This window comes from Pseudomonas sp. AP19 (assembly GCF_001728855.1).
GTDB lineage: Bacteria > Pseudomonadota > Gammaproteobacteria > Pseudomonadales > Pseudomonadaceae > Aquipseudomonas > Aquipseudomonas fluorescens.
In genome coordinates this window covers 1-18,101 of record NZ_LXJP01000086.1, presented here as the reverse complement: position 1 = coordinate 18,101, position 18,101 = coordinate 1, and the positions used below count along the sequence as shown (strand labels likewise).

The window sequence follows — 18,101 nt, the reverse complement described above, 5'->3', positions numbered from 1 at the left end:
TGTGTTAGCGGCCGGTGATCGAGTGCTGGTGAAGAACCAGAATGTCGCTAAGGACAACGGGCTGTACGTTGCAGCGGCGGGTGTATGGAAACGCACAGAAGATGCCGATACCAATGCCGAAGTAACGTCGGCGCTGCTGGTGTCGGTCGAGCAGGGCACCACGCTGGCCGACACCCGCTGGCAGTTAGTCACTGATGGTGTGATTGTCCTCGGCACCACCGCGCTGACATTTCAGAACGTCACGCAAGGTTTTGCGGCGATCAATTCACCAGCGTTTCAGGGCTTACCGACAGCTCCATTGGCACCACGATTCGATAGCTCCCAATTGCTGGCAACAACCGAATTCGTTCAAAAAGCATTAGGTAGTTTTGCTTCGGGAAGAGACGAGGCGGGGACCGGGCTTACGCTGCCTCTTAGTGATGTAGGCGGCTTTACATCGCTTATGGCGGGCGGTGCTCAAACAGTCGCACTGCCGTTGCTGAATCTCGTTCCAGATGGGGCGGCGATCATTCTCCACAACCCAACAGGCTATAACAAAAGCATCACCATCAACGGGGGTAACCGGATCAGTCCTGACGGGCAGCTTTATACCGTCGTTAACCTGAGTCCAGGCGATACCGCCCACTTTACAAAGCAGTCGGGCGTATGGCGGATGCATGGGGCTGGGGCTCTGAAGTACTCGGCACAGTTTGCCGCATCACTGGCAAGCAGCGGTTATCAGAAGTTGGCAAGCGGGTTAATTATTCAGTGGGGCTCAATCTCGGTTGTAGCGAGTAGCTCCGACCAGACGATTACGTTGCCAATAGCATTCCCTGGGGCCTTTCACTCGGTAGTTGCGACCAGCGACTACACGCTAACCAGCGGTGTGGTCGGAACCGTTTCGACGAATACCAACGGGAGCCTGGCATCTTTCATTATCCGTTGCTCGCAAGGAACTAGCACGCGCTGGATAGCCATCGGAAAATAGAGGAAACCTATGTTCACTTCAAAAAAAACGTGCGGTTTTTACGACGCGTCTATTAACGCTTCGATGCCGGATGACGTTGTGGAAATCTCAGCTGAACGCCACGCTGAGCTACTGCTGGGGCAGTCAGAGGGTAAGGTTATTATCTGGGGGGATGACGGATTTCCTATGTTGGCTGATCCGCTTCCGCCCAGCGTTGAGGCATTGGCTGCAAGCGAGCGTGTTTGGCGGGATCAACGCCTATCGGAAACGGATGGTGTGGTGACGCGTCATCGCGACGAGTTGGAGGAGGGCATCGACACCACATTAACTGCTCTGCAGTACAACGAGCTTCAAGCGTACCGCCGATTACTTCGCAGCTGGCCGGAAGCGGGTGGATTCCCGTTGATTGAACACCGCCCGCCAGCACCTCTCTGGCTGGTTGCTCAGATTGAATAAACGCCCCGCACTGACGGGGCGTTTTCTTTTCCTCTACGCGTAAAACGTACATCCCTAACGGCCTCGCTCATGCGGGGCTTTTTCGTTTCTGGAGATCGAGCCTTATGAGTTTCTTTCACGGCGTTACCACGACCGACATCAAGACGGGCGCGCGCACTATTTCTTTGCCGTCTTCTTCCATTATTGGACTATGCGACACCTTCACCCCAGGCGGGCTGGATGGGGGCACGGCCAAGGCCGGCGAGTTGAAGTTGATCACCACTGAGCGCGAAGCCATTGCCGCTTTCGGTCCAAACTCGGCAATCACCAAGGCCTGTAAAGCGATCTACACCAAGGCCAAGGCGGTGATCGTCGCTATCGGCGTGCCGAAGCTGGAAGACGCGGCGATGCAAACCTCGGCGATTATCGGTGGCGTTTTGGCGTCGGGTCAGCGTACCGGCCTGCAGGCGTTGCTCGACGGCAAAAGCCTGTTCAACGCACAGCCGCGGCTGTTGATTGCGCCTGGGCACACGGCCACGCAAGCAGTGGCTACCGTGCTCGATAGCTTGGCGCAGAAGCTGCGGGCTATCGGCATTCTCGATGGTCCTCGCACCACGGATGAGGCGGCAATGCTCTATGCCGATAACTTCGGCAGTCGCAATCTGTTCATGGTTGACCCGGGCGTTCAGTACTGGGACACCGACCTCAGCAAGACGGTTGATGCGCCGGGCTCGGCCTGGGCGGCAGGCTTGTTTGCCTGGACCGATGCCGAATATGGCTTCTGGGCCTCGCCGTCGAACAAGGAGTTCACCGGTATCACCGGCACGACCCGGGCTGTCGAGTACCTGGACGGCGACGAGACGTGCCGCGCCAACCTGCTGAACAACGCCAATATCGCGACGATCATTCGCGACGACGGCTATCGCCTGTGGGGTAACCGCACGCTGTCGAGTGATCCGAAGTGGGCGTTCGTCACCCGCGTTCGCACGCTGTTCATCCTCATGGATGCGGTGCAGGCGGGCCACAAGTGGGCGGTAGACCGCTCGATCACCAAGACCTACGTCAAGGATGTGACTGACGGCCTGGACGCTTTCATGCGCGACCTGAAAGCCCAGGGCGCGATTATCAATTTTGAGGTGTACCCGGACACCGAGCTGAATACGGCCAGCCAGATCGCCCAGGGCAAAGTGTATTGGCGCATCCGCTTCACCGACGTGCCGCCGGCAGAAAACCCGAATTTCCTTTTCGAAGTCACCGATCAGTGGATGACCGAAGTTCTTGAAGCAGCCTAAGGGGCCAAACCAATGATTCCTCAAACTTTGTATAACACGAACCTGTTTGTCGACGGCGTGAACTTCGCCGGTGATGTGCCGAGTTTGACCCTGCCCAAGCTGACGATTAAGACCGACGAGTATCGTGGTGGTGGCATGGCCGGTGCCATTGAGATGGCCCAGGGGCTGGAAAAAATGGAACCGTCATTTGTCACCAAGGGCGTGCGTCGTGAGTCGTTGAAACACTTTGGCTTGGCCGATGGCACGGCCTTCAACGCGACTTTCCGAGGGGCGTTCAGAGGCCAAAAGGGCGCAGTGACCGCCGTAGTTGCCACCATTCGCGGGTTGCTCAAAGAGGTCGACCTTGGCGACTGGAAGGCTGGTGATTCGGCGGAGATCAAGCACGCCGTTGCGGCGTCCTATTACAAGCTCGAAAAATCGACGGCCGCGTCATGTACGAAATCGACATGGTCGCGGGTGTTCAAGTCGTCGACGGCAAAGACCAGCTCGCTGACATTCGCGCCGCACTCGGCCTCTAAGGGAATAGATCCAGATGAATCAAGCAAACACTAAGCAGGTGCCGGCCTGGTTGTCGCTCAGTACGCTCGCTGCTGTCGTGACGCTCACGCGGCCAAGCAATGCCAACGGCGTGCTGGTCGAGACGCTCACCTTGCGTGCCCCGGTGGTACGCGAGGTCCGGGCAGCCGACAAAGCGTCAAATGGCGACGAGGAACAGCGTGAGCTGATGTTGTTCGCCGGGCTGGCTGAGGTGGGCGTCAAGGATCTCGAAAGCCTCAAGCTGACGGACTATCGCCGTGTTCAAGCCGCGTATTCGCACCTTGTTCCCGAAACAGACTACACGGACGTGATGCCGTCGTGGTTGTCGGTGACCACCGATCAGGCCGTGGTGACGCTTACCTGTCCGAGTGAAATCAATGGGGTGTCGGTCGATAAATTGCCTCTGCGCTCCCCAACAGTGGGCGATGTGCGCGCGGCAAATCGGGACGCTGCCGGTGATGCCGAGCAGCGTGAGCTGGTCTTGTTTGCCTCGCTTGCCGGTGCACCTATCGCAGATCTGGAGGGCCTGAAGCTGGTGGATTTTAACCGCCTGCAGGCCGGCTATTTTCGCATGGACCAAGACGACGGGATTTGATCCAGCCGTCATAAAAATGGCCGCGAAACGTCTGGCGGCGGAAACCGGATTTTCCGCCGCCGAGATTCAGTCAATGCCGTTTGCCGAGATGGTGTGGTGGCTCACGGATTGAGCTGCCTTCGGTAACGCTATGCAAATGAGGGCCATGACATGGCGAACAAAATCGCCCTCGGGCTGGTGATCGGCGGTGCCGTCAGTTCGACTGTCGGCGCTGCGTTTAAAGATGTAACAGGACGCATCAAGCGTCTTGAGGCGGAAGGAAACAAGGCGCGTGTTCTACAGCGCACTATCGGCGACACCATTCGCTTGCGTGAAGAATGGAAGAAAGCCCATGACAGCGGCTCTGAGGGCGCATCCAAGCTGCTGGGGCGTTTGAACTCCAATCTCGACAGTTTGAAAAAACAGGGTATCGAGGTCGGTCGGCTGGAAAAAGCCTATCGTTCCATGGGACAGACCGCCAATAAAGCCGAGCTTAAATCCCGGGGGTATCAGCAGCTGGATGCTGGTAAGAACGGCATGAAAAGTACAGTCGGCGCCGCTGTTGTTGGTGTCGGCATGCTAGCTGTTCCGACCAAGGTCAGCGCGGATTTTGGGGCCATTGTTCGTGACATCGCGATCAAGGCCGGCATCGCCAACAAGCCACAAGAGAAGGAGATGTCGCGCAAGATCATCGATACCTCGCGCGACACCGGCATGGCGCGTAACGATGTTGCCGACGTCGTCAACCAGTTGGTCGGCGCCGGCATGGAGTTGAGCAAGGCACTGGAATATGCGCCAGTTGCGGCCAAGTTTGTCGTGGGGCAGGGGTCGAGCGGTGTCGACACGGCGAAGATGATCAACGCCCTGGGGCAAAACGCCAAGATCACCGATTCTAAGCAGATGCAGCAGGCGCTGGAGGCGATTGCCTACCAAGGGCAGGCCGGCAGCTTCGAAGCGGCCGACATGGCTAAATGGTTTCCTGAGCTGTTGGCGAACATGGGCAGCCTGGGCATCACCGGCATGGATGCGGTGACGCAATTGGGTGCCATGCTGCAAGTGCAGATGAAGTCTGCCGGCGGCGCCGATGAGGCGGCGAACAACCTGAAGAACTGGATGAGCAAAATCGGCTCTGGCGAAACCGTCAAGGCGTATGCAAAGGCCGGTATCGACTATAAGGGCTCGATGCAGACCGGCTTGCAGAACGGCATGTCCACGCTGGAAACCAGCATGGCGTTGGCGCAGAAGTATATTCAAGCCACCGATCCGAAGCGCGCGGCGGCGATGGCCGAGGCCACGGCGAAAATCAGCAAGGAGTCCGACCCGGAGAAAGCCAAGGCCATGATGGCCTCGCTGGAGGAGTCCTTGCGCACGGGCGACCTGTTTGCTGACATGCAGGTGAAGGCCGCGCTTTCTGCCTATATGCAGAACAAGGCGTTGTACAGCCAGCTCAAAAACGATTCGCGGGATGCCACGGGCATTCTCGATAAAAACCTCAGCGAGCGGCGCGAGGCGTCTTCGCAGAAGTGGGCCGAAATGGCTCAGTCGATGGATGACGCCATGCGCAGTGTCGGGGATGCACTGCGCCCAGTCACGGACACCGTGGCTGAAGCGTTGACCAAAGTCACCAAGGGTATTACCTCGCTGTCTGACAGCGCGCCCGGGGTGGTGACGGGCATCGCGGCGGTGGGTGGCGGACTTGTCGCACTGAAGGGGCTGCTCAGTTCCTTCAAAATTGCTAAAGGTTTACTCAACGTCGCGCGGGGCTCGTTAGGTGGCAAGTCCGGCGAAGTGCAAAAAGTCTTTGTGACCAACTCCAAGGATGGTGCTGTCGGGGGCGATGGAAAGGGTGGCGAGCCCAAAGGCAGGGCCGGCAAAGCGCTGTCGTTGGTTGAGACTGGGCTCAAGGCGGTTGCTGCGCTCAAGGGTGAGCCAGCCGATGGTGAGGGTAAGGATGACAAGAAACCCGGCAAGTTTGACCTTGTCGCGACTGGCCTTAAGGTGGTTTCGCTAGCTAAAGAGGCGGCGTCTGGCGACAGCGAAGGTGCCGGAGGTGTTGAATCAGGGGCCGGTGAGGGCACCGTCCAAAAGGTTTTTGTCGTTAATGCGACTGCAATGGGTGGCTCCCCTGCGGGGCCAGGCGAGGCTCGCCGGCGTGGTCGCGCTACAAGGCGTACACCTTCGCGTCGTCGGCCGACACCGCCTCGAGCGGGTGGTCCGCTACGTGCGCGGGTGCCCGTTCCGGGGCCGGCAGTGCCTCGGCCTGCGTTACCGGTCCCTCGTCCACCGATTCCACCGGTTGCGGTGCCTAGCGGTGCGTTGTCCAAGCTGAGCGGGGTAGTGCAAGCGGTCGGTAAGATCGGCAAAGCCGCCAAGATGATACCTGGTGGCTCGCTGATGGAGGCCGGCGCCATGGCCTTCGACACCTATGAAAATGCCAAGACCAAGGATGAAAAGGCCGAGGGTTATGGCGCTGCCGCCGGCAATCTCGCCGGCACTATGGCCGGTGCTGCTGCAGGTGCGGCTATTGGCTCGGTGGTGCCGATTATTGGTACCGCCATTGGCGGGCTTGTAGGCGCTTACTTGGGCAGCATGGGTGGTTCGGCGCTGGGCGGAGCTGCAGGTAAGTCGTGGTTTGGAGGTGAGGATGAAAAGCCCGCGCCTCCGGTTACGCCGTTGCTGATGGCACCTCGGCCGGGGCCAGCCATTCCAAGCTTGGCGACCATGGGCAAGTCATTCAACAGCGCGAACGGTTCGGGTGCTCTGCTAATGGCACCTGCACCGCAGGCACCGGTGCTGGGTGATGTAGCACGTTCTCTAGCGGTGGCGGCACCGTCCAGGCCGGCGGCGGTAGCGATTCAGCCCAAAGAGCCGGAGAAGCCCGTGCCTGCCAAAGTTGACCAGAAATTTGAGTACTCATTGAGCATGCCGGTCACGGTGCAAGGGGATGTGAAAGACCCGCAGCGCTTGGCGCAAGACCTCATGCCGCATATGCGGTTAATGATGGCTGATGCGGCTAAACAAAACGCCGCGAAGCTTTACGACGAACCGCACCTGTAAGGGGGGCCTATGGCTTATATGGAACAGATGCAGTCGGGCCTCAAGTACCTGGTCGAAGCGGGGGAGGCGGGCAGACGTAGTGCCGACGGCATGCTTGGGCCGGTCAACGGCGCAATCAGGGAATTAACCGGCGCAGCGTCGGAGCTGGAAAACATCCCGTTCGTGGGGCCGACTGTCGGTGCCAAGCTACAAAGGGTAATGCGCGGCGTGGATGCAGCGCAGGCGAAGGTCGGCCAGGTGGTGGCTGTGTACGGCCGCGCGACACGGGCGGCGACCGAAGTGCAGGAGCGAATGGGCGCCCTGAAGGAACAGGCGGGCAGGGCGGCGACGGCGATCAACAACATCGCCGGCAAGGTCAGCCCGTCGTTGGCGAACATCGTGCCCACCAGTGCCTTTGCCATGGATGCCACACCAGCACCGGAAGCGGTCAAGCCTTTCCCGCACTTGCTGATTATCCAGCCCCGGGACCCAAAGGTTCAGCCGTACTACTTCAACCTGGACACGGCCGCATTCGACGAGCTGAGCCGCTCGACCGAATTCCGTTGGGCTTCGCAAGAGCGACTGTCGCGCCGCCCGGCGCAGCAGGCCGTGGGCATGGGCGAGGAAAAGCTCACACTCAAAGGAACGATTTATCCAGGCTTCAAGGGTGGCCTCAAGCAGCTTGACACCTTGCGCACCATCGGCGGCCGGCTGCAGCCGCTGACCCTCACCACGGGCTACGGCGAGGTGATCGGCACCTGGTGCCTGAAGTCCATCAATGAGGAACAGGGCGCTCTGCTGCACGGCGGCATTCCCCGTAAACAAGGGTTCACTCTGGAGTTTGCGCGCTATGGCGACGACATGCAGAACGTCTGACGGAGACATGCTCGATGTCATTTGTCATAACGTTTACGGCCATCTAAACGGCAGCGTTGAGGCGGTGCTTGACGCCAATCAGGGGTTGGCAGACGAGCCCCAGCCTTATCGCACGGGGGTGGTGATCGTTCTGCCGGATCTGCCAAGCCCGATCGAGGAAGGGATTAGTTTGTGGGATTGAGCCCGATCCACACCGCCATCATCCCGTTGCGTCACGTGTAACGGCACTTTGTTTACGACCCGCCTTGTGCGGGTATTTTTTTGGACAAAATCCATGACTCCCTCTTTTCGAATCGTTGCCGATGGCGCCGATATTACCGCCAAGATCAATGATCGACTGTTGCTGCTGCGGACTTCTGACAAGCCGGGTATGGATTCCGACGAGTTTGAATTGCGTATCGATGACCGTGACGGCCAGGTGCAGTTGCCCCGGCGCGGTAGCTCGATCGAGATTTACCTGGGTTACGCCGAGACATCCCTGATGCGCCTTGGGCGTTACGCAGTGGACACGGTCGAAGTGTCCGGCCCGCCGGATACGATTGTGATCAAGGGCAAGGCCAGCGACATGCGCGGCAGTGGCAAAACCATCCGTAGCGGAAGCTGGGAGGACGTGCCGCTGTCGAAGATCGTGGCCGACATCGCGGCGCGCAATGGCTGGCAGGCAGTGTGTCCGGTAGCGACGAAGGTCGCCCGTGTGGATCAGCTCAACGAGTCCGATTTTAATTTCATCACGCGCCTGGCTAAGCAATACGACTGCACGGCCAAGGTCGCGGACGGCAAGCTGTTGGTGATGCCGCGTCAAGGTAGCCAGACAGCGAGCGGTAAGACGTTCGGCGCGATCACACTGACCAAAAGCGATCTCAGTCGATGGCAATTCAGCCTCGGGGATCGCAACTCACACAAAGCGGTGGCGACCAAGCATCAGAACAAGAAGGACGGCAAGCTGTCGGTGGTCACCGTTGACAACAACGACGCCCCAGATGGATTGCCGGCGGTGCATACCGACCGGCATATCTATCCGAACAAGACCGCTGCCGAGGCTGCCGCCAAGGCTCGTTTGGCAGCGTTCAATCGCTCGACCGCCGACGTGCGTTTCGAGATGCCTGGGCGAACAGACATTTTTGCCGAACGCCTGATCAACGCCCAGGGCTTCAAGGTCGGTCTTGACGGAGAGTACTTGGCGGATTCGGTCGAGCAGGTGTTCACCCAGTCTGGCTGGTCGACCACGGTGGAGTGCAATGCCGGCAAGAAAGGTAAATCCAAAGGCAAGAAAAAGAAGGAACAGAAGCCGCTCAAAGTCGTGAGCGTCGAGAAGCAGTAGTGCATCCCATCGCCGCCTGAGTGCGGTTTTTTTATGTCTGGAGTTTTTATGTCTGTTACCGAGCAACAGCTGCAACGCATCATGCCGAACGCCCGCCTCCAAGCGGGCGTTTTTGTATCTGCCCTGAACGCAGCCATGATCAACCGTAAGATCGACACGCCGAAGCGTCAGGCGGCGTTCCTCGCCCAGGTCGGCCACGAGTCGGGGCAACTGCAGTACGTCCGCGAACTGGGCGGCGATCAGTACCTGAGCAAGTACGACACCGGCACCCTGGCTGCCAAGCTTGGCAACACGCCGGAGGCTGACGGCGATGGTCAGCGATATCGCGGTCGTGGGTTGATTCAGGTCACCGGCCACGACAACTACCGGCGCTGCAGCCTGGCACTGTTCGGCGATGAACGATTGCTGCGCACGCCGGAGTTGCTCGAACTGCCGCAGTGGGCCGCAGAGTCTGCGGCGTGGTTCTGGTCGGTAAACGGCTTGAATGCACTCGCGGATCAGGATCAGTTCAACACCATCACACGCCGGATCAATGGCGGCCTAAACGGTCTGGAAGATCGCCTGCAACTGTGGGCCAGGGCGAGGGCGGTGTTATGCGTCTCTTCGATCTGATCCCTGCGCAGTTCAGAATTGCGGCCATGGGCCTGGTGCTGGTGTTCCTGGCTGCTGGATCCGCTGCATTGGCATGGACCGCTCAAGGTTGGCGTTACGGCCAGCAGTTGGAACGCCAGGCGCGACTCCATGCCGACACCCTCACTGAGATATCCCTGGCCGGCGCTGCCTTGCAGCGCAACGAGCAGGATAAGCGCCTCGCCCTGGAGCGGCGCCTGCGGGACAAAGACGAAATCCACCATCAGGAATTGACCGATGAACAAACCAAGCAGGCTCGCCTGCGTGATCGCCTGGCTACTGCTGATTTGCGGCTGTCAGTCGTACTCGCCACCACCGACGCCAGCGGCAGCTGTTCAATGCCAACCACCACCGCCACCGGCCGCGTGGTTCATGGCCCCACAAGAGCCCAACTTGACCCAGCGCATGCTCAACGAATTATCGGCATCACCGATGCCGGCGACCAAGGATTGATCGCCCTGCGGGCCTGTCAGGCCTACGCAAAAGAAGTTTCTACACCGAAGTAAAGGAGCGGCCGGGCAGGGTGCGTCAACATCCAGCCGGGCCACCTTCCTCGCAGAATGCCCCTGCAAGTCCAGCCAAGGCTCCTGCTTCGTGCACAAAGCGGAGCGAGCCTAGCACTGTTTATCCATACAGCAAAGGTCTTGCTTTTATATGTCCACACCCATCATCCCTTGGATGGGCGGCAAACGCCGCCTGGCCGACCGCCTTATCCCTCTCTTCCCACCCCACGAATGCTACGTCGAAGTCTTCGCCGGCGGCGCAGCGCTCTATTTCATGCGTCCCCAGGCCGCACCCGTTGAGGTCCTCAACGACATCAACGGCGACCTGGTTACGCTGTACCGCGTTGTGCAGAACCACCTGGAGGAATTCGTGCGCCAGTTCAAATGGGCGCTCAGTTCGCGTCAGGTGTTCGAGTGGCAGAAGATGACCCGTCCGGAAACCCTCACCGACATCCAGCGCGCCGCACGTTTCTTTTACCTGCAGCACCATGCCTTTGCCGGTAAGGTGACGGGGCAGACGTTTGGTACCGCGACCACTGGCCCGGCCATCAATCTGCTGCGGATCGAGGAGAATCTCTCGGCCGCTTGGCAACGGCTGTCCGGGACCTACGTCGAAAATCTCCCCTGGCTTGAATGCGCAGAACGCTACGACCGCGCTCACACGTTCCACTACATGGATCCGCCTTACTGGCAGACAGCCGGTTATGGCGTGGACTTTCCGTTCGAGAACTACGAAAGGATGGCTGACTTCATGCGCCGCTGCAAAGGCAAGGTGATGGTCAGCATCAACGATCACCCTGACATTCGGCAGTTGTTCGAGGGGTTTCACTGTGAGACGGTGGATATCCGATACAGTACAGCTAACCAGCGCCAAGGCAAAGCGGAGGTCAGCGGTGAGTTGGTAATCATGAATTGGGAGCCGGCAGCGTTGGGCGGGCTGTTCTGATAGGAGCTGCCTAAAACACTCGTCAAAGGGGGCAAAGTGAGGCGGCAATATATCGATCTCATCTGTTACGAGTCGCTGTTCTGAACGGTGGCGCGTTGCCCTCAATGAACTAAAGTTTCCCTGTAGCTCGTATTGCAGTCTTTTAACCTCACATTGGGTAGCGGATGGATAAGCAACTCGCAGGTCTTTCATTTGTGCTTACCCTGGTGTGGATCTCCGTAGTCGCCTTCGTGATGTGGTACCTGAGCTGATCTGTCTGGCTCAATCAGTTCCGCCCCCCGGATTTCTAACATTCCGTACGGCCTTGCCTACGGGAAATCATTCAAACTCTTCCGTGCGGTGGCACAGTTCCTTTGCAATATCTCGCTATGGGTTATGCCGGGATCAAGCCACTCGTTGGCATGCTCTGGTGACAGCACCAAAGGGCGCCGGTCGTGGTATCGACCATGCCCTGATCGTTTGCGGCGGTGATAATTACAAAACCATCGCCCTCGTGAGGCTCCAACCCAGGATTGACCTGGGCAAGCGCACCGAAGAACATCGGACGCCGACTCTTCAGAAGGATGAAGGAGGGCTGCTTCTTCTTCGGCTCAATGCGTTGTTCTTTATTGGTCAAAAATCGATATTTTTTTAAAGCTATCTGGTTAACTGTTTTTAAATGTGGTTCAAGCGAGCAGTGTTGTCTATTGACCTTGATTTTTACAGGGGTATTTGGCGGCTTTGTTTTTGGGTCTTGATATCTACATAATTCTGTTTGCTGCGCACGCCCGAACTGCTCGAGCAACCGCAGTGGGTGGCCGAAGTCAGCCAGAAACACATGGCTACTTCAGACCACCCTTACCTTAAAGTCTAGTTTATGTTTTAAAAACGAAGTGCCTATTGAGTAAGTAACCGATTATGGCGACAAAAAATACCGACACCAAAACGCCAGCTGCGTAGTGAAACTCCAGCAATTCGCTACTGAATACACATCCCCATGAAATCCCTAGGCCCACTAAGCTGACAATGAAGAATCTGGAGTAACCAGCAAAGGATGTTTTTTTCTGAAAGGTCCACGTTGAATTGAGTAGATAGGATACGATGTTTGCCACCGCAAAAGCAGCAGCATTGGCCAGTGGCGGCTGAATAGCTAGTTGCTCAACAAGCAGAAAAACTACGCATAGGTGTATGGCCGTATTACCAACCCCGACGCACGCAAACCTCACAAATCTCGGAAAATGCAGATTATTAATCACAGCTGTTAACCTTAGGGGGGCGCTGATTAATTTGGTTTTTCGCAGCCAGCGTGTCCTGCAAATCTTGATTTGTAAGGGGGCAATAGCTGGACTTTGAATTAAGCAGCGCCTCCTTGGTGTGTACTGAACGAATTATGAAAGCTGGGCGTCTTTTTGATTCTAAGTAGGTTCGCCCTACATACTCGCCGAGTATACCCATTCCTATCATCTGTAACCCAGACATGAATAGCATTATAGAGGCAAGAGAAGCGTAACCAGGGACTTCGATGCCTAGAAGTAGTGTGCGAACTATGATAACTCCACCGTAGGTGAAGGAGCAGAACGCCACTAGAAGTCCTATATAGGTCCATATTTTAAGCGGGACGATGGAGAAAGAAGTGATGCCTTCCAAGGCCAGATTCCAAAGTTTCCAACCAGAAAATTTTGTATTGCCGTGTTTTCTCTCCGGCCTTGTGTAGTCAACGCTGGTGGTGCGAAATCCGGCCCAAGCAAATAAACCTTTCATAAAACGGCGATGCTCAGGAAGAGACTTCAGCACCTCTATTACTCTGCGGTCCATTAGCCGGAAGTCACCGACGTTGTGAGGTATTGCTACATCTGAAAGCTTGTTAATAACAGAGTAGAAAGCACCAGCGGTTGTTTGCTTCAGCAAGCTGTCACTAGAGCGATCCACTCGCCTAGCGAGCACCACGTCATAGCCTTCTTCCCATTTCTCCAACAATTGGGCAATCACTTGGGGCGGGTCTTGCAGATCCGCATCCAACGGGATGATGGCATCACCTCGTGCCTGCTCAATGCCTGCCGATAATGCGGCTTCCTTCCCGAAATTACGTGATAAATCGACAATAACTAACTCAAAGTTTTCCGGATCACTAAAGTTCAGCTTTTCCAATGTTGAATCACTGCTGCCATCGTTAATTGCAACAATTTCCCAGCGATAATGCTGTGTATCAATATGACGGGTTATCTCGGTTAAAGTAGTCTCGATATTAGCTTCCTCATTATAAAAAGGAATAACTAGGGAGATTAGCTTTTTATCCTGCGTGTTTACTCTTGTGTTCCCTGCCAGCATGAGCTTTCTCCCTTTTATGGTGCGCTAAGGCGTAGTTTGCAATTGAAGTAATTACTGACTTGATGCAGGCTGCCTGCAACCCAATCTTCGCGGTTGTTTAATATTCGAATATCGCTATTGTTTTTTATGATCTGAATTGTAAGTCCGTCCTTACACTCATTTGAGTTCTGTTTTTCCATAATAAAATCTGTGCGCCAAGACACTTTTCTTGAGTAGTCTAGATAGTCTGCAAGAACCTGTCCTGCTATCCCTACACTTGAAATTCCAAGACAGATAATTGCCACTTGTGCCAATCTTTCAGGTAGTTGTTGCAAAAGCTCGTACGTGAGTCTTACGATCACTATTATCAATATGGTCCAAGCAAGAGTAAAGGCTCTTGGCTCAATGTAGGGGGCCTTTACTACGGATGCGATACAGAGAGCTGCGGGCACTAATAGCAAATAAAATCTAGCTGGCTGGCGCCATGATCCAGTTTTCAAATAGAAATTGATCAGCAGTACCGTGAATAGGGTGACTAGAAGAGGAGTTGAAGTCGCCACAAAGGCAAGCAGTACAGCCAATGATTGATGGAAAAAATAGCCAAGCGAAGCTGCCGGGATGTTTAATGCGGTGATGTAATAGGCAGTCCTCGCATGAGTGGATGGAGCAGTCATAAGAAGTGCCCAGCCCACCAGATAGATCAGAACAATCAGGCCAAGCTGTGTTCGGAACTCAGTTTTTTTCTTGAAGTGCAGATATGTGATAAACGCCATATAAGGAAGTAATGCTGGAGGCACATTTTCGAAGGATAGTCCGCAGAGTAGCCCTAGCAGTACAAATATTGTTGTGCTAAGCCAGGTACTCAGTAATAGTCGGCAAGCTCGTAATGAATAAAAGGGTAGTAGAAGTAGAAGCGTCATGACCAGTGGCTGGAGATAACCTGCTGATGCGGTTCGCCAGAAAAAAATCTCTAACCGCGGCCATAGCAGAAAAAAAGCTATAATTACCAGCAGGCTTGATAGCATCAGATTGTTGCGGCTCCACTTTTTTTCAGGAGTAGCAAAAAGAGACAATATAAAGGAAAGCAAAAAAATGGAGATCAGATTAGCAATAGAAAACCAAACTTTTGGCATCGCCAACCAGAAGATTGCAAGCTGCTCGCCCAGTCTTGCGTTCCAGTGCGTCGACTGTTGTATGGATCTTTGAATTGCCCAGCTCGCACGTTCGAAAAAACTGGCATCATTAAACTGCTTGGTCAAAGCATAGTCTTCTCCGTTCATTGGTGATACCGAGAAGATCAATGCGCTGAGCAACATTAGCAGAGCTAGAAAAAAAAATACCCATAGTTCCACTCTGGTCGCTATATTTTGCTTAGTTAAGTCCTGATGCTCAACTATGCTAGATTCTTTCATCCCTGTTCCCCTGATCTCGAAAAAATTTAGTGTTGTTTTGTAGTCCAACCCATGAAACGATATCTGCATTCACCTCTTTGGTCAGGGCATACATTTATAAATTGGCTAACCCGGTTTCAGCGGTCAGCCGCTTCAACACCGAAATACTGTCGTCACGCCGCGGCCTCACCCATCACGATTAGCTCATAACAATCCGCGGTGTACGTTTTGATAGGCGCCGCATCGGACAGGATTTTTTCGGTGCTCGCTGGCTGATCTCTCGCCACACACACAGCAGACAAAAAGCAGGCTCAGAGGGCTATTTTTTACTCTTAAAGTTAATTGCTTAAAGCTCCTAAAATAACACCCTGAGCTATTCTTGGCAAACAAAAATATCTCATCAATGAACTGATGGGGTAGCAAAGGTGCCAGCCTTTTGTCTATCCTCTGAGAGGTTAAACGGTCGCAACGCGAGCTTCGAAGTTTCATTTTCGGATCGGCTCAATCGAAAAATTTTGGATGTGTCCGAGGAGCATTTCACGGGTTACGTGAAAAATGTACCGTTTTTCAATGTGAAAAACGGATGTTACTCTAATAAGGTAAAAGAGATATTTATGCATTAGGAATGGCGTTGTTCACCTGCGTCAGCTTGATTTACGTTGGTAGGGCAACACGGAAGCCTGTGTGGTCGCAATCGACCCGTAGTGGCAAGCGTCCATCGGTGCCAGTCGTACACAATCGGCTGGTTATGTGTCGAGGCCGTAGCAGAGGCAATCAAAGGAGCATTAAGCTTGGCCCAGTAAGGTTTCACTGCGGAGCCCGCCCAGACTGATAGATTCGGTTTGATTTTAATTGATGTCCTTCGGAGAAAATGGTGTGAATACAGAACAGATGGAAGAAGATATGCGCCTGGCACTATTTGGTGATTCTAAGTCCTCAGCGCCGGTATTTAGCTCATGCGCGAAGAACACCGTTCCGGATGTTTTGATGTTGCAACCTGTAACGGTCGAGAAGAAAAAGAAAATCTCAAAAGGTTTAACGCCCAGGCTGAAAGTCACGCTGCGCGTGGGAAATGAATTTGAAGGAAAAACGTACGAGATGGTACATGAGGCAGATACCCTTAGTACCCTAGTTGCAGAACAAGAAGCTATCAAAATAGCAAAAAAAAAATTCAGGTATGTAGATCTGGTTTCGATCAAGTCGATGTAAGTGGGTACGGTCGGCGAAAGGTTTTATCGACAATCGTTGGTTAAACCGGGCGATCCTGTGATCGTTTTGGGAAGGCTGATGTCTAGCTCAGATTTATCCCTCTGAGTTTGGCTAGGCCCTGTTTTATGTGGCCCAACAGCTTCCAGAAGTCCACGGATATTGTCGCTTGCCAGTGGTAGGCGCGCTATCCACCTACAAACTCAGCTCCATTAACGCCGCGTCCACCGCGAGCTGATTGTCCTAGATCCTTGCCAGTGCTTCGGGGAGTGAGTAATCACCAGGGATCGGGCCGAATCCTTTCGAGAAAACAACCATCATAGAAGCGGCAGTGATGAATGGGTTAGGGCAAAAATAGGGCAAATTGAGGGCCGCCATATACCGCAGGACGCCATGAGCGAAGGACTAAAGCGCCGTATTCTCTAGCCACAGGCGGCCTGCTGGTATGCAGGAAGGGGTTCGAATCCCTATCCCGGACCGTTGAATGAATGCCTGATAGCACGAGCCGGAGGGATGCTCGACTGTAGGCGAAGAAGCATAGAAATCCATTCCGCAATCCAAAGTGAAGCTCCCGATTTGAGGGGGCTCTAGGGCGCTAGAAATGTTGGCGATGCGGAATTGATTTGGATCTAAAACATTGAAATTATTGAAGATATTCGTGGATTGCAAATCCGCCTACGCCGGTTCGATTCCGACCTCGGCCTCCACTCTTGAAAGCCCCGCAGCCATTGAGCTTGCGGGGCTTTTTTTATGCCTGCGGATTATGCCCGGCCCGGTAATTGGGACAATTCTGGGACACCGACATTGTTTGCATGTCCCAGGGACGAACGGCAAAATCCGCTACATCGATACACCACGTCTAACCAACGACAAGGAAGGAGTGAGGTTAGCGGTGAACTGGTGATCATGAACTGGGAGCAGAATGCGTTCGGCGGCCTTTTCTAACGCGCGGGCTGGACCAAACAGGATCCTTTGTTTTTCAAGTTGTCCAACGGGACGTCGACCTTAAACCACTCAAAAACATCGGCCGACTCGTACACTGCCGACCAGAATGGACGGTGGCGAGAGGCAGCAAGTGACCGGGAATGGCCAATGGCAGCCTGCGCGACTTGAGCTGCAGCAGATCTTGGGGGATGACTATTCGCTCAACTGTTAAGGCGAAGGTGCTGCGTTGGCCGTATACCAGCCCGACGGTGTTTTTGCACACACTTGCGGTCTTAATGGTGTTTCGACGGTGGTATTGGCCTGAGTGGATAGTTGTCGAACGGCAATCACGCAGCCTGCTTTCCACGTGCTGACTTTAATAATTTGAAGTTCCATTTCATAGTCTTTGCCGGGGTCGGGAATGAGCGTGACTGGCGCGGGAAAGCATGATATCTGCGAGCCCCCCATGGCGAACCCTGCAATAAAGGGTTTCCCGGCCGGGATGACATGCTCGTCAAACACCTTGGGTGACTGATTGATGGCTTTGCTCGCCTTACTGGCAGGCATGCCAATCACGCTGTTTTGGCTGTCTGTCGCCCGAAAAGGGTAGAGTCCGGCCGAGTCGACATGCGCCGTTTGCCATCCTGCTTCTTCAGGTGTTTTGGTGAGCAGGGACTCGTTGTAAAACGCCTCGCAGGTCTGTCCACTGATGAAGCCCGCATGGGTGGTGTCGCCCGTGATCAGGCGCACGCGAGCAGTGTTAGCCGGGTCATATTGGCTGATTTATGCTTCGTTGCGAACATCGGTTTTAGTAGTGGCGCAGCCGATAAGGGTCAGGCTTACGGCCATCGGCAAGAGTAAACGCATTTGTAACATCCATATTCTGTGATGGTTGATGGCCGCAATCATACTATGACGCGGCTGTACTAGCCGACCGGGCATGTGCTTTCAATTTTGACGAAGAAGCCATGTCGCTTGGCCGATAATGTACGGGTCGGTGTAAGAGCGACCATTTTTGGCTGATTGCCGTGTGTCTTGAGGGGCAGGGTGTCACTGCGTGGAAGTAGTGTTGGTACGCGAGTGGTACGCAGGTTTCAGGTCGGCTCTGTAAGGCAAGGAATACCTGGCTTACAGGATTAGCAGTTCCAATTCATCACCGATAAAGCTTGTAATTTTGCGCCTGACTGGCAGCAATCGA

General features: G+C 54.9%; 15 protein-coding genes and 5 pseudogenes. 15 read left to right on the top strand and 5 right to left on the bottom strand.

What is annotated here, in order from left to right; translation table 11 throughout:
- The 13 genes and pseudogenes from A7D21_RS32170 to A7D21_RS32115 all read left to right on the top strand — a co-directional run.
- A pseudogene (locus A7D21_RS32170) lies at positions 1 to 967 on the top strand (phage tail protein); the annotation flags it as partial.
- A gap of 9 nt (positions 968 to 976) precedes the next feature.
- On the top strand, positions 977 to 1,402 hold the full coding sequence (locus A7D21_RS32165; protein ID WP_069553663.1) for a phage tail assembly chaperone: 426 nt from the start codon (positions 977 to 979) through the stop codon (positions 1,400 to 1,402).
- Positions 1,403 to 1,506: 104 nt separating this feature from the next.
- The gene (locus A7D21_RS32160) at positions 1,507 to 2,673 is read left to right on the top strand and encodes a phage tail sheath family protein (RefSeq protein WP_069553662.1); all 1,167 of its coding nucleotides are present in this window, start codon (positions 1,507 to 1,509) and stop codon (positions 2,671 to 2,673) included.
- Positions 2,674 to 2,685: 12 nt separating this feature from the next.
- Positions 2,686 to 3,191 (top strand): annotated as a pseudogene (locus tag A7D21_RS32155) (phage major tail tube protein).
- Positions 3,192 to 3,205: 14 nt separating this feature from the next.
- Positions 3,206 to 3,481, top strand: a pseudogene (locus A7D21_RS36410) (phage tail assembly protein); the annotation flags it as partial.
- A gap of 39 nt (positions 3,482 to 3,520) precedes the next feature.
- Positions 3,521 to 3,805 carry a phage tail assembly protein gene (locus A7D21_RS36405; protein WP_069553665.1) on the top strand — a complete coding sequence of 95 codons (285 nt, stop codon included), beginning with the start codon at positions 3,521 to 3,523 and terminating at the stop codon, positions 3,803 to 3,805.
- A gap of 150 nt (positions 3,806 to 3,955) precedes the next feature.
- Complete coding sequence (locus A7D21_RS32145) at positions 3,956 to 6,841, top strand: phage tail tape measure protein (RefSeq protein ID WP_069553661.1); 2,886 nt, start codon at positions 3,956 to 3,958, stop codon at positions 6,839 to 6,841.
- A gap of 9 nt (positions 6,842 to 6,850) precedes the next feature.
- On the top strand, positions 6,851 to 7,696 hold the full coding sequence (locus A7D21_RS32140) for a phage tail protein (RefSeq protein WP_069553660.1): 846 nt from the start codon (positions 6,851 to 6,853) through the stop codon (positions 7,694 to 7,696).
- Positions 7,671 to 7,877 carry a tail protein X gene (locus A7D21_RS32135; protein WP_069553659.1) on the top strand — a complete coding sequence of 69 codons (207 nt, stop codon included), beginning with the start codon at positions 7,671 to 7,673 and terminating at the stop codon, positions 7,875 to 7,877. The genes A7D21_RS32140 and A7D21_RS32135 overlap by 26 nt, the downstream gene beginning before the upstream one ends.
- A gap of 93 nt (positions 7,878 to 7,970) precedes the next feature.
- On the top strand, positions 7,971 to 9,017 hold the full coding sequence (locus A7D21_RS32130; protein ID WP_069553658.1) for a phage late control D family protein: 1,047 nt from the start codon (positions 7,971 to 7,973) through the stop codon (positions 9,015 to 9,017).
- Between the two features lie 48 nt (positions 9,018 to 9,065).
- On the top strand, positions 9,066 to 9,629 hold the full coding sequence (locus A7D21_RS32125; protein ID WP_069553657.1) for a glycoside hydrolase family 19 protein: 564 nt from the start codon (positions 9,066 to 9,068) through the stop codon (positions 9,627 to 9,629).
- Positions 9,611 to 10,153 (top strand): lysis system i-spanin subunit Rz, encoded by a 543-nt coding sequence (locus tag A7D21_RS32120; RefSeq protein ID WP_069553656.1) that lies wholly within the window; start codon positions 9,611 to 9,613, stop codon positions 10,151 to 10,153. The genes A7D21_RS32125 and A7D21_RS32120 overlap by 19 nt, the downstream gene beginning before the upstream one ends.
- A 148-nt stretch (positions 10,154 to 10,301) precedes the next feature.
- Positions 10,302 to 11,096 (top strand): DNA adenine methylase, encoded by a 795-nt coding sequence (locus A7D21_RS32115; protein WP_069553655.1) that lies wholly within the window; start codon positions 10,302 to 10,304, stop codon positions 11,094 to 11,096.
- A gap of 321 nt (positions 11,097 to 11,417) precedes the next feature.
- Here A7D21_RS32115 and A7D21_RS34915 read toward each other — a convergent pair.
- From A7D21_RS34915 to A7D21_RS32095, 4 genes and pseudogenes are all read right to left on the bottom strand, one after another.
- A pseudogene (locus tag A7D21_RS34915) lies at positions 11,418 to 11,688 on the bottom strand (SOS response-associated peptidase family protein); the annotation flags it as partial.
- Positions 11,689 to 11,950: 262 nt separating this feature from the next.
- On the bottom strand, positions 11,951 to 12,301 hold the full coding sequence (locus tag A7D21_RS36765) for a GtrA family protein (protein ID WP_371859250.1): 351 nt from the start codon (positions 12,299 to 12,301) through the stop codon (positions 11,951 to 11,953).
- Positions 12,302 to 12,323: 22 nt separating this feature from the next.
- A complete protein-coding gene (locus tag A7D21_RS32100) occupies positions 12,324 to 13,403 on the bottom strand; it encodes a glycosyltransferase family 2 protein (RefSeq protein ID WP_069553652.1) in 1,080 nt (359 codons plus the stop codon).
- Positions 13,404 to 13,417: 14 nt separating this feature from the next.
- Positions 13,418 to 14,794, bottom strand: coding sequence for a DUF6056 family protein (locus tag A7D21_RS32095; protein ID WP_141718309.1), 1,377 nt, complete (start codon positions 14,792 to 14,794; stop codon positions 13,418 to 13,420).
- 855 nt (positions 14,795 to 15,649) lie between these two features.
- Here A7D21_RS32095 and A7D21_RS32090 point away from each other — a divergent pair.
- Together A7D21_RS32090 and A7D21_RS34910 are read left to right on the top strand one after the other, a co-directional pair.
- Positions 15,650 to 15,982 carry a hypothetical protein gene (locus A7D21_RS32090; RefSeq protein WP_069553664.1) on the top strand — a complete coding sequence of 111 codons (333 nt, stop codon included), beginning with the start codon at positions 15,650 to 15,652 and terminating at the stop codon, positions 15,980 to 15,982.
- Between the two features lie 846 nt (positions 15,983 to 16,828).
- Positions 16,829 to 16,924 (top strand): annotated as a pseudogene (locus A7D21_RS34910) (DNA adenine methylase); the annotation flags it as partial.
- Positions 16,925 to 17,131: 207 nt separating this feature from the next.
- Here A7D21_RS34910 and A7D21_RS32085 read toward each other — a convergent pair.
- Positions 17,132 to 17,653, bottom strand: a complete 522-nt coding sequence (locus tag A7D21_RS32085) for a hypothetical protein (protein ID WP_256556928.1) — start codon at positions 17,651 to 17,653, stop codon at positions 17,132 to 17,134.
- Positions 17,654 to 18,101: the final 448 nt, after the last annotated feature.

Coding starts and splice junctions, on each gene's coding strand:
- A7D21_RS32140 (WP_069553660.1), top strand. CDS start 6,851: ATGGCTTATATGGAACAGATGCAGTCGGGCCTCAAGTACCTGGTCGAA.
- A7D21_RS32115 (WP_069553655.1), top strand. CDS start 10,302: ATGTCCACACCCATCATCCCTTGGATGGGCGGCAAACGCCGCCTGGCC.
- A7D21_RS32100 (WP_069553652.1), bottom strand. CDS start 13,403: ATGCTGGCAGGGAACACAAGAGTAAACACGCAGGATAAAAAGCTAATC.
- A7D21_RS32165 (WP_069553663.1), top strand. CDS start 977: ATGTTCACTTCAAAAAAAACGTGCGGTTTTTACGACGCGTCTATTAAC.
- A7D21_RS32095 (WP_141718309.1), bottom strand. CDS start 14,794: ATGAAAGAATCTAGCATAGTTGAGCATCAGGACTTAACTAAGCAAAAT.
- A7D21_RS32160 (WP_069553662.1), top strand. CDS start 1,507: ATGAGTTTCTTTCACGGCGTTACCACGACCGACATCAAGACGGGCGCG.
- A7D21_RS32125 (WP_069553657.1), top strand. CDS start 9,066: ATGTCTGTTACCGAGCAACAGCTGCAACGCATCATGCCGAACGCCCGC.
- A7D21_RS32120 (WP_069553656.1), top strand. CDS start 9,611: ATGCGTCTCTTCGATCTGATCCCTGCGCAGTTCAGAATTGCGGCCATG.
- A7D21_RS32145 (WP_069553661.1), top strand. CDS start 3,956: ATGGCGAACAAAATCGCCCTCGGGCTGGTGATCGGCGGTGCCGTCAGT.
- A7D21_RS32130 (WP_069553658.1), top strand. CDS start 7,971: ATGACTCCCTCTTTTCGAATCGTTGCCGATGGCGCCGATATTACCGCC.
- A7D21_RS36405 (WP_069553665.1), top strand. CDS start 3,521: ATGCCGTCGTGGTTGTCGGTGACCACCGATCAGGCCGTGGTGACGCTT.
- A7D21_RS32135 (WP_069553659.1), top strand. CDS start 7,671: ATGGCGACGACATGCAGAACGTCTGACGGAGACATGCTCGATGTCATT.